The sequence below is a fragment of the Aeromonas aquatilis genome (genome assembly GCF_054052405.1).
The window spans coordinates 41,649-53,922 of sequence record NZ_JBSTYP010000023.1; the positions used below are offsets into that span (position 1 = coordinate 41,649).

Annotated in this window: 16 protein-coding genes; 7 read left to right on the forward strand and 9 right to left on the reverse strand. The window is 62.3% G+C overall.

The genetic code is table 11. From position 1 onward, the window contains the following. Nucleotides 1-48 precede the first annotated feature (48 nt). The 4 genes from ACW5W8_RS11115 to ACW5W8_RS11130 are packed head-to-tail and all read right to left on the reverse strand — an operon-like array spanning nucleotide 49 to nucleotide 3,791. Nucleotides 49-564, reverse strand: coding sequence for a protein disulfide oxidoreductase (locus ACW5W8_RS11115; RefSeq protein ID WP_498627909.1), 516 nt, complete (start codon nucleotides 562-564; stop codon nucleotides 49-51). Nucleotides 565-567: 3 nt separating this feature from the next. Further along, nucleotides 568-1,308, reverse strand: coding sequence for a DsbA family protein (locus ACW5W8_RS11120; RefSeq protein WP_498627911.1), 741 nt, complete (start codon nucleotides 1,306-1,308; stop codon nucleotides 568-570). A gap of 10 nt (nucleotides 1,309-1,318) precedes the next feature. Next, nucleotides 1,319-3,361 (reverse strand): protein-disulfide reductase DsbD family protein, encoded by a 2,043-nt coding sequence (locus ACW5W8_RS11125; protein ID WP_498627912.1) that lies wholly within the window; start codon nucleotides 3,359-3,361, stop codon nucleotides 1,319-1,321. A 52-nt stretch (nucleotides 3,362-3,413) separates the two neighbouring features. Further along, complete coding sequence (locus tag ACW5W8_RS11130) at nucleotides 3,414-3,791, reverse strand: hypothetical protein (protein ID WP_005354882.1); 378 nt, start codon at nucleotides 3,789-3,791, stop codon at nucleotides 3,414-3,416. Between the two features lie 176 nt (nucleotides 3,792-3,967). On the opposite strand from ACW5W8_RS11130, the gene ACW5W8_RS11135 reads away from it, so the two are divergent. The 4 genes from ACW5W8_RS11135 (at nucleotide 3,968) to pspG (ending at nucleotide 6,045) form a co-directional block, all read left to right on the forward strand. After that, nucleotides 3,968-4,696 (forward strand): 1-acylglycerol-3-phosphate O-acyltransferase, encoded by a 729-nt coding sequence (locus ACW5W8_RS11135; protein WP_019446682.1) that lies wholly within the window; start codon nucleotides 3,968-3,970, stop codon nucleotides 4,694-4,696. Between the two features lie 210 nt (nucleotides 4,697-4,906). Further along, complete coding sequence (gene pspA, locus ACW5W8_RS11140; RefSeq protein ID WP_498627914.1) at nucleotides 4,907-5,569, forward strand: phage shock protein PspA; 663 nt, start codon at nucleotides 4,907-4,909, stop codon at nucleotides 5,567-5,569. A gap of 2 nt (nucleotides 5,570-5,571) precedes the next feature. After that, nucleotides 5,572-5,778, forward strand: coding sequence for a PspC domain-containing protein (locus ACW5W8_RS11145; protein WP_005335873.1), 207 nt, complete (start codon nucleotides 5,572-5,574; stop codon nucleotides 5,776-5,778). Between the two features lie 48 nt (nucleotides 5,779-5,826). Further along, the gene (pspG, locus tag ACW5W8_RS11150; protein ID WP_005335871.1) at nucleotides 5,827-6,045 is read left to right on the forward strand and encodes an envelope stress response protein PspG; all 219 of its coding nucleotides are present in this window, start codon (nucleotides 5,827-5,829) and stop codon (nucleotides 6,043-6,045) included. Nucleotides 6,046-6,135: 90 nt separating this feature from the next. On the opposite strand, the gene ACW5W8_RS11155 is transcribed toward pspG, so the two are convergent. Then, nucleotides 6,136-6,480 (reverse strand): GIY-YIG nuclease family protein, encoded by a 345-nt coding sequence (locus tag ACW5W8_RS11155; RefSeq protein WP_123172323.1) that lies wholly within the window; start codon nucleotides 6,478-6,480, stop codon nucleotides 6,136-6,138. A gap of 43 nt (nucleotides 6,481-6,523) precedes the next feature. On the opposite strand from ACW5W8_RS11155, the gene ACW5W8_RS11160 reads away from it, so the two are divergent. After that, nucleotides 6,524-7,258: a substrate-binding periplasmic protein gene (locus ACW5W8_RS11160; RefSeq protein WP_498627916.1), complete on the forward strand. Its 735-nt coding sequence runs from the start codon at nucleotides 6,524-6,526 to the stop codon at nucleotides 7,256-7,258. On the opposite strand, the gene rarD is transcribed toward ACW5W8_RS11160, so the two are convergent. Beyond that, a complete protein-coding gene (gene rarD / locus ACW5W8_RS11165; RefSeq protein ID WP_498627918.1) occupies nucleotides 7,240-8,133 on the reverse strand; it encodes an EamA family transporter RarD in 894 nt (297 codons plus the stop codon). The genes ACW5W8_RS11160 and rarD overlap by 19 nt on opposite strands. A gap of 99 nt (nucleotides 8,134-8,232) precedes the next feature. On the opposite strand from rarD, the gene ACW5W8_RS11170 reads away from it, so the two are divergent. After that, nucleotides 8,233-8,820, forward strand: coding sequence for a uracil-DNA glycosylase family protein (locus ACW5W8_RS11170; protein ID WP_498627919.1), 588 nt, complete (start codon nucleotides 8,233-8,235; stop codon nucleotides 8,818-8,820). Nucleotides 8,821-8,824: 4 nt separating this feature from the next. Here ACW5W8_RS11170 and ACW5W8_RS11175 read toward each other — a convergent pair whose 3' ends face one another. After that, a complete protein-coding gene (locus ACW5W8_RS11175; protein ID WP_498627920.1) occupies nucleotides 8,825-9,682 on the reverse strand; it encodes a DMT family transporter in 858 nt (285 codons plus the stop codon). A gap of 91 nt (nucleotides 9,683-9,773) precedes the next feature. Here ACW5W8_RS11175 and ACW5W8_RS11180 point away from each other — a divergent pair, with 91 nt between their 5' ends. Then, nucleotides 9,774-10,664, forward strand: a complete 891-nt coding sequence (locus tag ACW5W8_RS11180) for a LysR substrate-binding domain-containing protein (protein ID WP_498627921.1) — start codon at nucleotides 9,774-9,776, stop codon at nucleotides 10,662-10,664. Between the two features lie 9 nt (nucleotides 10,665-10,673). Here ACW5W8_RS11180 and znuB read toward each other — a convergent pair whose 3' ends face one another. Further along, nucleotides 10,674-11,453, reverse strand: coding sequence for a zinc ABC transporter permease subunit ZnuB (znuB, locus tag ACW5W8_RS11185; RefSeq protein ID WP_005354863.1), 780 nt, complete (start codon nucleotides 11,451-11,453; stop codon nucleotides 10,674-10,676). A 21-nt stretch (nucleotides 11,454-11,474) separates the two neighbouring features. Next, nucleotides 11,475-12,251, reverse strand: a complete 777-nt coding sequence (znuC, locus tag ACW5W8_RS11190; RefSeq protein WP_498627922.1) for a zinc ABC transporter ATP-binding protein ZnuC — start codon at nucleotides 12,249-12,251, stop codon at nucleotides 11,475-11,477. Between the last annotated feature and the right edge of the window lie 23 nt (nucleotides 12,252-12,274).

Here is a 12,274-nt window from a genome sequence, read left to right on the forward strand (position 1 = left end):
AGGGCCATCCGGTGGGATGGCCCTGTTGCAGGCAATGTTGTTGCGTGGCTAGAGCGACGCCCACCAGAGCCGCAGCTGCAAGCCCCACTTCGAGCTCCAGCCGGTGGTGCTGCTCACCAGCTTGCCATCCTTGATAACGAGGAAAGTCGGGGTGACGCCTACCTGCCACTTGGCGGCCAGCGCTCCCGACTCGTCGTTGTGGGTCGGGAAGGTGAGCCCCTTCTTGCTCATTCCTTTGGCTAACTGTTCCGAATTGCCGGAGCGCAGCGCCACCGTCAGCACGTTTTCCCCCTCCTGCCAGAGCTGCTGCACCGCCGGGGTGGTGAAGCGGCACACCCCGCACCAGCTGGCCCAGTAGTAGACCAGCAGCGGCTTGCCGCGGCTCAGGGTGGCGAGATCCGTGCTGCTGCCATCTTGCAGGGTGACGGGGGCGCTCATCGCCCCCTCTGGCAGGGTTGGGCTGCGCCACAGATCCAGCAGGGTCGAGATGATCAGCGCCATCAGCAGCAGCCAGAGCGCCTCCTTGCCCCAGCGTCGCCAGCGGGGTTGAGGGTTGGTGGTCATCCCTTACCCCAGCTTGGCCAGTTCGGCCTTCACCAGCTGCTCCAGCTCCTCATAGGGAACGGCGCCCGGCACCAGCTGATTGCCAATCAGGGTTGCCGGTGTGCCCTGCACCCCCAGAATGGTGCCGATGCGCAGGCTGTTGCGCAGCTCTTCGGTCGCCTTGGGCGCGGGCTTGAGCGCCACGTTGCCGGTGGCGGCCAGCGCCTTGTTGATATCCGCCTCGGTCAGCATCCCCTGCTTGCTCATCAGCTTGTCATGCAGGGCGAGGAAACGGGCCGGATCCTGCTGCCACAGGGTCAGGCTGTATTGGGCCGCCTTGGCAGAGCTCTGCCCCTTGAACGGCAGCAGCTTGATCACCAGCCCCAGATCGTCCGGATAGGCCTTGAGCAGCTTGGTCAGCTGGGGATCGAACTGCTTGCAGTAGGCGCAGTTGTAGTCGGTGAACAGCACCAGCGTCAGCTTGGGGTTTCTGGCGCCGAGGCGCGGGCTGGTTGGGCTGTTGAACAGCACATCCTTGTTGCCCTTGATGAAGTTGCCAAGCTGCGCCTCCTGGGCTGCCGCATTCTGCTTCTCCCAGGATTCGGCGGCCTCGTCGAGGATCTTGGGGTTGGCGATCAGGGTCTCGCGGATCAGCTCCTTGATACGAGCCTCCTGCTCCGGGGTGAAAGGGGCTGCGTGCAGGGCCGGAGCAGTCAGCGAGCCGGCAAACAGGGCGGTGAACAGGGCGATGGAGCGCAGGTTCATGGAGTTCTCCTTAAAAATGGGTGGCGTCGGTCTGGATCAGACCGGCCTGATTCAAGAGGGTAAGCAGATCGGCCTTGTCGAGCAGGGGCGATAACGTGACTCCCTGCGGCAACTCCGGGCCGTAAATCTGGTTGAAGGGAACCGCAGCCGCGCCCCGCTTACGCAGGAAGGCGGCGATGGCATCGTTCGGTTTGCTCCAGTCGCCGCGCAGGGCCACCACATCGGGGGCCGAGAGGGCGTTTTGCACCTCATCGCGCAGCAACACGTTGTATTTGTTGGCCTTGCAGGTGACGCACCAGTCGGCGGTGACATCGATAAAGACCCGCTTGTTCTGGGCCAGCGCATCTGCGATGGCGCGTTCAGAGAGCGGCTGCCAGACCACCTTGTCAACACTGGCCGAGCCCTGCGCGCTAAAGGCGCCACTCAGCAGCAGGGGGCTGCCAATCAGGGCGGTAAGGGCGATCGCCAGTGTGAAGCCGCGGATGCCGTAACGCCAGATGATGCCAATCAGCAGTGCCAGCAGCATGGCAACCATCAGCCAGCCGGTGGCATAGCCGCCGAGATGGTTGTCGAGCAGACTGGTGAGCCAGAGGCTGGAGCCCAGCATCATCAGGCCGAGTAGGATGCGCAGATGGTTCATCCAGCGCCCCGGTTTCGGCAACCAAAGGGCGAGCCGTGGCAGGGCTGCCACCAGCAGCCAGGGCAGGCTCATGCCAATTCCGAGCGCGGTGAAGATCAGCCAGAGCTGGCCGAGCGGTGCCGCCAGCGCAAAGGCCACTGCCGTGCCGAGGAAGGGGGCCGAGCAGGGTGTCGCCAGCAGTGTGGCGAAGCTCCCCTGCAGGAAGTGACCGCCGAGGCCGTTGCCGCCGCTGGTGGCGAGGCGGGTGTTGAGGTTGCTCGGCAGGCGGATCTCGAACAGCCCCAGCAGGTTGGCGCAAAACAGCAGGGTCACCAGCACCATAAAACCGATAAAACCGGCGCTCTGGAACTGGATGCCCCAGCCGACGGCCCCTTGCGTGGCGCGCAGCAGGCTGCTCATGGCCGCCAGCACCCAGAAGGAGGCGATGATCCCGGCGCTGGCGGCGAGGAACTGCTTGCGCACCGCTCCCTGTTCACGCTGCTGATGTTGCAGCACAGTTCCCAGCTTGAGCGCCAGCACCGGCAGTACGCAGGGCATCAGGTTGAGGATCAGGCCGCCGAGCAGCGCAGCCCCCAGCAACCAGAACAGCGAATGGCTCTGGTTGGGCAGCGCGAGCGGCGCGCCGATCGTCCCCTTGCCCTGCCACGCTTGCTCGCCACTGGTGAGCAGCAGGCCGAGGGATTGGCCGCGCAGATCCGGCGCATCCCCCTGCCAGCCATCGCTCACCGGCACCCGGGCGATCAGGGTGTTGCCCTCGACCTCGAGCACTGGTTTGCCAAACTCGGCCCCCTCCAGAGCGTCGATAAAGAGCGCCGGTGATTGCCAGCCCTCTGCCCGCTCGGCGCGCAGTTGCAGCTGGTTGTGCTGATAACCGAGCTCGACCCGGGTTTCGGCAGGCAATTGCTGGGGCAGGGTACTCATCGCCTTCGCCCAGGCAAAATCGAAGTCGGCTGGGGCCTGCCCATCCACCGCGAGGGTGAAAGGGAAGTCGGTCAGGATGCAGACATTGCTGCAGGTCGAGAGGCGCAGAGTCCCCTTGAGCGGTTGCCCGGTTGGGTAATTGAGGCTGAGGGGGAAGGTCACGTCCTCCTGATAACCCTGAGTGCTGAGCCCGGCCACCTCGAAGTGGCGCGGAGCGGGCCAGCGCCACTGGAAGTCGCCGACCGGCTCATCCCACAGGATCTGGGGCGCAATTCCCCCTTCGCCCGGGCTGTGCCAGTAGGTCTTCCAGCCGGACTCGAGGGCCACGTCGAGCAGGATGCGGGTGTGGTCAGGGGCGTTGCGGTCGGCTTGCAGCCGAACCCTGGCGTGATCATTCTGTGGGCTGGTGAGCCAGCCCGTGTCGCTGGCCAATCCCATGGATTGCCACAGCAGACCGCCCAGTAGCAGGGCCACCTTGAAGAGATTCGACATCTTTTTAGTCTCGCAAAAATGAGTGACAGCTAACGAAAGAACGCTGCCGAACTCATTCCCGCCAGACGCACAGGGTGAGGTGCAGACGCCGCTCGGGCGGCGAGATGACTCTGGGAGGGGGCAGTGGCGGTGTGTAGCGCCAAAGGGGGGCCAGCAGGGCGATCAGCACCGCCACGGCAAAGAAGAGCTGTTCGACGCAGAGCAGGGTGGCGGCGCTCAGCCACTTGCCGTTGAGCTGGCAGCTGGTGGGCTGCGGGCTGGCCGGTTTGGCATCCTCTTGATCCGTTGCCGAGCCTGGAACGGGCAGTGCCTGACAGCTGAGGGCGTGATCGAGCAGGGCAAGCCGGGCCAGCGGCTGGGCCGCACAATTGAGCACCAGTAGGCAGACCAGCAGCAGGAGATGTTTCGCTACCCGTTGTTGCAACATCATGTTCGCCCCGTCCATCAAGATGGGGCCATCCTAACGACCAATGGCGGGTGGGGCAAGTCGGTGGGGTATTTCTGACCGGTGAACCACCAGGGCGGGTGGTCGGTTCTGTTTGGCGAACGCTTGTTCGCTAAAAGGGGGATCAGTATACTGCGCCGAGTTAAAACTCGAGGTGTTCGATGCTCAAAATTGCCCGTGTGCTGCTGCTTGGTCTGCTGCTCATTTTCTGGTTCCTGTTCGGCCTGCTGCTCTGTCTGGTTCGTCCGCGCCATCCCAACAACGTCTATGTCTTCGCCCGCATGTATCACGCGGTCTGCCCGCTGATCGGGCTGCGAGTCAAGGTGACGGTGGCCGATGAGGTCAAATCGGTCGGCCCGGCGGTCTACGTCTGCAACCACCAGAGCAACTTCGACATCTTCACCGTGACCGGTGCGGTGCAGCCCGGCGTGGTGGCAGTGGGCAAAAAGAGCCTGCTCTGGCTGCCGCTGTTCGGCCTTATCTTCTGGCTCTCCGGCAACGTGCTGATCGACCGCTCCAACCGCTCCCGTGCCATCGGCACCATAGGTCAGGTAGTGGATCGCATCAAGAATCGCGGCACCTCCATCTGGATGTTCCCGGAAGGGACCCGTTCCCAGGGACGTGGCCTGCTGCCGTTCAAGGCGGGCGCTTTCCACACTGCGGTACAGGCTGAAGTGCCGGTGGTGCCCATCGTCTGCTCCAGCTACTTCGGTCAGGTCGACCTCAATCGCTGGGACAACGGCGAAGTGCTGGTGGAAGTGATGGCGCCGGTCTGCAGCAAGGAACACGGTGCCAGCGGCATTCGCGATCTCTCCGATACCTGCCGCGCCCGGATGGAGGCCAAGCTGGCCGAACTGGACAGCAAACTGGGCCACAGCCACGCCGCCTGACGGATAGCGCAGCTGAATCGACAAGGGAGCCACAGGCTCCCTTTTTTGTTGGTAAAAATCACCACATGGTTGGCTATTCTCACCAATAAACGCATCTTGAATTTCCTCGGTAAACTCCCATCTATATGTAAAACAACAATAATTTTTCTTGGCACGGTTCTTGTAATGCAATGGGAAGAGATAGCCATCCCATCAACAAGGAGCCAGACCATGAGCGTATTCAGCCGCCTGACCGACGTGATTAATGCCAACCTGCACAGCCTGCTCGACAAGAGTGAAGAGCCGGAGAAGATGCTGCGCCTGATGATCGAAGAGATGGAGCAGGTGCAGGTCGAGATGCGTACCCAGGCCGCCCGCGTGATTGCCGAACAGAAACAGCTGGAGCGTCACCAGCAGGCGTTGCAGGCGCAGATCCTGGAGTGGTCGGCCAAGGCCGAGCTCGCCATCCAGAAAGGACGTGAGGATCTGGCCCGCGCCGCCCTCACCGAGAAGCTGGCAGAGGTCAAAAAATGTGAACAGCTGGAGCAGGACAAGGCCCGGGTGGCCGAGGTGCTGGTCCAGCTCACCGCCGACAGCGAGCGACTGGCGGCCAAGCTGACCGAGGCGCGCGAGAAGCAGAAACTGCTGACCCTGCGCGAGCAGACTGCCCACAGCCGCATTCGTGCCCGCGCCCAGGTGGACAACCAGCGGATGCATGAGCTGATGGCGCGCTTTGATGGTTTTCAGGGCCGGGTTGATCAGCTGGAAGCCCAGCTGGAGGCGGCCACCCTGGGGCAGAATCCCTCGCTGGAGGCTCAGTTCCGCGAGCTGGAGCTCAATGACGAGATCGAGCGCGAGCTGGCTCGCCTCAAAGGCCAGAAGGCGGAGGTGTAATCATGAGCCCCTGGCCCAAGGATCTGGTGCATCGCAAGCTGACCGGGGTCTGCGCCGGTATTGCCAGGCGGTTGGGGGTCTCCAGAGTCACGGTGCGGGTGGTGGCGCTGCTCGCTCTGATCCTGATGCCGCCGCTGGCTCTGGCCGCCTATCTGCTGGCGGTGCTGGTGATGCCGCCCCGTTATGAATTGAAGCGCTGGCTGGATTGACCGAAGGGTTGACCAGCCGGCAGACAAGGTACTGATAAGGAGCAAGTTATGCTGGAATTTTTCATATTGCTGGTGGTGCTGCTGGTCATGGCACTGACCGGTTTTACCCTGGTAGCCATGTTGCTGGTGAGCGGCCTGTTCGTGCTGCTTGGGGCACTGGGCGGCATGCTTGCTCTGATCATCAAGCTGGCCCCCTGGTTGCTGCTGGTGCTGGCGGTTTGCTGGCTGATCAGCAACCGCAGCAAGCGTTCCAATACCTACCTCTAACCCGCCTGAGGTTGTGCAAGACGTTGTGTGATGCTCCCTGATTGCCCCTTTCCGGCCACTCATCGAGTGGCCTTTTTTTGCCTGTCGTCCTCAAGGCTGGGTGGCTGCGGGTAACCACTGGGGGCTCCAGCTCTGCCAGAGTGCCGGGCTGTGGATCAGCTGCTCCTTGAAGGATTTCGGCTGCTGCTTGAGGCGATATTCGATGCGCAGAGCCGCCCCCTTCTCGCCGACTTCCTGTTGCCACGCCAGCGTCAGTGGCCCCTTGCCGCGCAGGGCGCGAGCGCCCTTGCCACTCTGGTGCTGGCGCAGGCGGCGCAGCGGATCCGTGCTGATCCCGGTATAGAGCAGGCCGGTGGCTGTACGTACCATATAGACAGACCAGCGGGAAGGGGCGGAAGGTTGCGGCGCTGGAGTGGTGGTCGCGGGTTCTCTCATTCAAATTCTCTGTGCCAAACTCAAAGCAGCTCAAGGAGGTGCGATGAGAGTCTGGTTCTGGTTGTGGTTACTGTTGTCGGTCCCGGCTCTGGGGGAGACGATCCGTCTCTACGATTACCATCAGCATCCGCCCTTCAATACCGGTGGAGAGGCTGGGTTGAGCCACGAGCTGGTCAAGTATCTCAATGAAAAGCTGGGGGGGGAACCCAGGATCGAGCTCTGGCTGGTCAATCGCGCCCGGCTGGCGCTGGAGATGTCGGATCCCGACTTTGACGGTCTGGTGGTCTGGGTCAATCCCGCCTGGGTGGGGGATCCCCAACGCGAGCGCTATCTCTGGACCTTTCCGGTGATGCGCGACACCAACGAGTTGATCTCGAGCATCGACAAGCCGATCACCTATCGCGGGCCAGATTCCCTCAAGGGGCTGGTGTTTGGCGGGGTGGAGGGCTATCGCTACCAGGGGATCGATGAGGTCGCCACCGGGGGGGAGCTGGTGCGCCACGATGCCAAGAAGGTGAAGATCAATCTGGAGCTGCTGGTGCGCGGGCGCATCGACGTGACTCTGGTGCCCGGGTCGGCCCTCGCATTTTTCACCCATGTCCCGTCCTATGAGGGCAAGCTGTTTATCTCGCCCTTCCCCCAATCCAGCTATACCCGCCATATCCTGGTGCCCAAGTCCCGCCCCGAACTTCATGCCCGGCTCAACGACATCGCCGAGCAGATGGACCGGGATCCCCGTTGGCACAAGGTGCTGGAGTCCTATCGCGGTACGCCCTGAGGCCGGCGACGCTTGAGCCGGTGCAGCGGTAGCAGGCTCACCAGCAGACCTGCCCAGACGAAGGCGAAGCCGACCGCCTTGATGGGGTCCGGCGCCTCACCAAACCAGTAGATAGCGAGCAGGAAGGCGAGGCTGGGCTCGATATATTGCAGCAGCCCCACAGTGCTCATCCGGGTTCTCGCCACTGCGTAGCAGAACAGCCCCACCGGCAGCAGTGTGGCGGGCGCACTGCCCATCAACAGCAGCTTGTCGGCCAGATCCCCGTTCACGAATGCCCCTTCCCCGTGCCACGCCAGCGTGCCGATGATGATCAGCGCGACGGGCAGTTGCACCATGGCTTCCAGATAGAGGCTGGTGCCGGTGTTGTAGTGGATCTTCTTCTTGATAAGGCCGTAGCAGGCGAAGTTGGCCCCCATGATGAGGGAAAACCAGGGGAGCTGGCCGTAGCAGAAGAGCATGTAGGCGAGACCCGCCAGTGCCAGAGCGACTGCCAGATGCTTTTGCGGGGTGAGTCGCTCTTTGAGGAAGATGACGGCGAATACGATATTGAACAGCGGGGTCATAAAGAAGGCGAGGCTGGTGGTCAGCACCTGCCCGGTAGTGAGGCACCAGGTGAACATGCACCAGCTGATCGACATAACGGGGCCCGCCAGCAGAATGAGGCCAAGCTGGCGCGGCTCGCTGCGCAGTTTTGCCCAGGGCACCTTGTGGCCAAGCAGCAGAAACAGAGCACCCAGCAGCACCACAGACCAGAGCACCCGGTGGGAGATGAGCTCCCACATGTTGACCTCGGGCATGAATTGATAATAGAGCGGCAGCATCCCCCACAGAATGAAAGAGAGGGTCGCGGTGCCGGTACCTAGCCAGTTTTTCATTATTGTCCGTTTATTAAATTAAACACCCATAGCGATAGTAGGGGGAGCGTCCTGTTTCCACAAGAGGGAAAACAGGGAAATACTGGTACTATCAACGTCATGCAGCGAATCGATAAGTTGTTTGAGCAAATCAGGGCCTGCCGTCTGTGCGAGGCTCATCTGCCGCTGGGGCCTCGTCCGGTGATCCGCGGGGCCGAGAGTGCCCGCCTGCTGATCATCGGTCAGGCGCCGGGCACCCGGGTGCATGCCAGCGGGATCCCGTGGGATGACCCCTCCGGTGACCGGCTGCGCCACTGGCTCGGGGTCGATAAGGCCACCTTTTACGACGAATCCCGCATCGCCATCATGCCGATGGGGCTCTGCTATCCCGGCAGGGGAAAATCCGGTGATCTGCCGCCCAGACCCGAGTGCGCGCCCACCTGGCACGACAAGGTATTGATGCTGTTGCCCAATATCGAACTGACCCTGCTGATCGGCCAATATGCACAAGCCCATTACCTGCGGGGGGCAGCCAAGGGATCGCTCACCGATACGGTGCTCAGCTGGGCCGACTATGTCCCCGGCTGGCTGCCGTTGCCGCATCCCTCCCCGCGCAATACCATCTGGCTCAAAAAGAATCCCTGGTTCGAGGATGAGATCGTCCCCCATCTGCAGCAAAGGGTCGCCCCTTTGCTGGAACGACCCTGAGCGCTTAAAGCGCCGGTTCGGCCAGCGGTTTTGGTTTGCTGCGCGCCATGGCGATAAGCGGCAGGACGATGCAGATACAGCCCAGCAGCAGCGGCAGGCCAGGTTGCTCGTCAAACAGCCACACCCCAATGGCGACGGCCATCAGCAGACCGGTATATTCCGCCGAGGCGATCTTGCTCGCCTCCGCCTTGCGATAGGCCACTACGCACAATCCTGCATAGACCATGATCAGCGCCGAGGAGCCGAAGGCGGGCCACCACATCTGCCACTGCCAGTCGCCCCCTTGCCACAATGCCAGCGCCAGAATGAAGGGCATGCTCAGCACGTTGGTGAAAAACAGGGTCTGGGCGATGGGCTGCTTGAGCGGGATCCGCTTGATCAGCAGGTTGTTGAGCGCCATCGACAGCGCCACCCCGAGCGCCGCCAGTGCGGCCCAGTTAACTTCGGTCGGGCGCAGCACGATCAGTACCCCGATAAACCCGATAACCGCGGTCAGCACCTTCTGGCGCGAGATCGCTTCCCCCGCCATCCACACCGCCAGCGGCACCATCATCAGGGGGGCGGCATAGAAGAGGGCATTGGCAGTTGCGAGCGGCAAGCGGGTGAGGGCCACTACCATCAGGCAGACGCCGACCGCCCAGATATGGGCCCGCAGCAGGTGCCACTTGATGGCCACCGGTGGATTGCGGCGCCATGACCAGAGCAGCCAGGGCATCAGCAGAATGGCGGCCGAGAGCTGGCGGAAAAAGACAAACTGGAAGATGGGCTGATCCGGCTCCAGCACCTTGACCAGCGCATCGGAAAAGACCGCCACCATATTGCCCAGCACCAGATAAAGGATGCCGATCCCTACTGCATTCATACCACCTCCCACTTCAGATGAGGGGAGGGTAGCGTGCCGGTTGATATCCAGTAAAATGATAAAAAATGACCACTCATGAGATATTTAGATAATGAAGCTTCCTCCTCTGCGTGCGGTGCAATATTTCGAGGTAGTGGCCCGGCTGCTCAGCTTCTCCCGCGCCGCCCTTGAGCTGAACGTTAGCCAGAGTGCGGTCAGCCATCAGATCCGCCTGCTGGAGGATTTTCTGGGCGAGCGCTTGCTGCTGCGTCAGGGGCGGCTGCTCTCGCTGACACCGCAGGGGGAGAGCTACTTTGAGGGGATTGCCGCAGGGCTCAGCCAGATTGCCCAGAGCAGCGAACAACTGCGCGGTGGCGGCGAGATGCGAGTCCGGCTCGCGGTCTACAGCTCGTTTGCGGTGAAGTGGCTGATCCCGCGGTTGGCCGGATTGCGCCAGCTTTACCCCGAGTTGGATTTGAGTCTGGAGATGGTGGCGGAAGATCCCGAGCTCTCTGATCGGGTGGCGGACTGTTTTATCACTGTGTCGCCTCACGGGCGCGGCTACTGTCACGATCTTATCTATCAGGAGCGGCTCTTTCCGGTCTGTAGTCGCCGCTTGTTGCAGCAGATCAGCGGGGAGTGGCCTGAGGCCATCTGGCAGTTGCCGCTGCTATCGGTGCAGTCCATCTACAAGGCGCGGGGGGAGGATTGGCTGCGCTGGGCCAAGGCGGGTGGCTTGGTGATCCCTGACGAGGCGCGGATGCACCACTTCAGCCATGTGTTGTTGGCGATGGAGGCGGCGGCCTGGGATCAGGGGGTGGCGTTCGTGAATGACTACATGCTGCGGCCCGATGATCCCCAGCTGGTGGCCTTGCCGGTACACCAGCTGGAGACGGGGGATGCCTTCTATTTCACCTGTAAGCGCTCACGGGCCCATGAGCCCGCCATCAACCGGTTACGCCAGTGGCTGATGATGGAGACACGCCAGAGCATGCCGCTCTAGCCTGCGACGTTACGCTCTCTTGAACTGACTCAGTACAAACAGGCTGGTGGCACAGACCACTACTGACGGGCCCGCCGGAGTATCCTGATACCAGGAGAGGGTCAATCCACCCAGCACGGCGAGGCAGCCGATCAGCGCGGCAAAGCCGGCCATCTGCTCCGGCGTCTGGCTGAAACGGCGGGCGGTGGCGGCGGGGATGATCAGCAAGGAGGTGATGATCAGCGCCCCGACAAACTTCATCGCCACGGCGATCACCAGCCCAATCAGCAGCATCAATACGCAGCGCAGCACATCGACCCGGATCCCCTCTACCCGTGCCAGCTCTTCCGAGATGGTCATGGAGAGCAGGGGATCCCACAACCGCCACAGGGTGAGCAGCACCAGCGCGCCACCGCCATAGATCCAGAGCAGGTCCATCGGTTGTACCGAGAGCAGGTCGCCAAACAGGTAGGCCATCAGATCCACCCGCACGTTATCCATAAAACTCAAGGTAACCAGACCGAGGGACAGGGCGCTGTGGGCCAGAATGCCGAGCAGGGTATCGGTGGCCACCTGCTGGTTGCGGCTCATGATCACCAGCAGCATCGCCATGGCGAGGCAGCAGACCACCACTGCCAGGGTGAGATCGACCTGCAGCAGGATGCCCAGCGCGATGCCGAACAGGCAGGCATGGGAGAGGGTGTCGCCAAAATAGGCCATCTTGCGCCATACCACGAAGCTGCCGAGGGGGCCGGCCAGCAGGGCGATGCCGAGACCGGCCGCGAGGGCGTATAACAGAAAGCTGTCCACTTGAATGTCCTGTTGCTTGCGCTATTTGCTGTGAGCGTTGTTGCGAGAGGGCAGGCGGATGACGGGGGCCTGCGGTTCATGATGATGGTGTTCGCCATCGCAGTGGTGATGGTGGGTATAGACCGCCAGCACCTCCTGCTCCGGTCGCCCGAACAGGCGGGCAAATTCGGGGTGGCGGGCCACGCTTTCCGGCTCGCCATGACAGCAGACGTGGCGATTGAGGCAGATCACCTCGTGGGTGCTGGCCATCACCAGATGCAGGTCGTGGGATACCATCAGCACGGCGCAATTGAATTCGGCGGCGAGCTGGCCGATCAGGGCGTAGAGCTCGATCTGGCCGGTGATATCGACCCCTTGCACCGGCTCGTCCAGCACCAGCAGCTCGGGCTTGACCAGCAGGGCGCGTGCCAGCAGAACCCGCTGCATTTCACCGCCGGAGAGCTTCTGCATCCGGTTCTCCAGCAATCCTTCTGCGCCCACCCGGGTCAGAGCCTCCTCAATGGAGAGACGGCTGTTTTTGCCCAGTTGCAGGAAGCGGCGCACCGTCAGCGGCAGGGTGGGATCCAGATAGAGGCGCTGTGGCACATAGCCGACTCTCAGATCGCGGCTGCGGGTGATCTTGCCCGAATCCGGGGTGAGCAGACCCAGCACCAGCTTGCTCAGGGTGCTCTTGCCAGCCCCGTTGGGGCCGACCAGGGTGGTGATTTTGCCTTTATTGAGGGTAAAGGAGACCTTGTCGAGCACTGAGCGTCCATCGAACGAAAGACAGACCTCTTTCAGCTCTACCAGTTGGGTCATGACAGCTCCGGGGTTTACAGCCA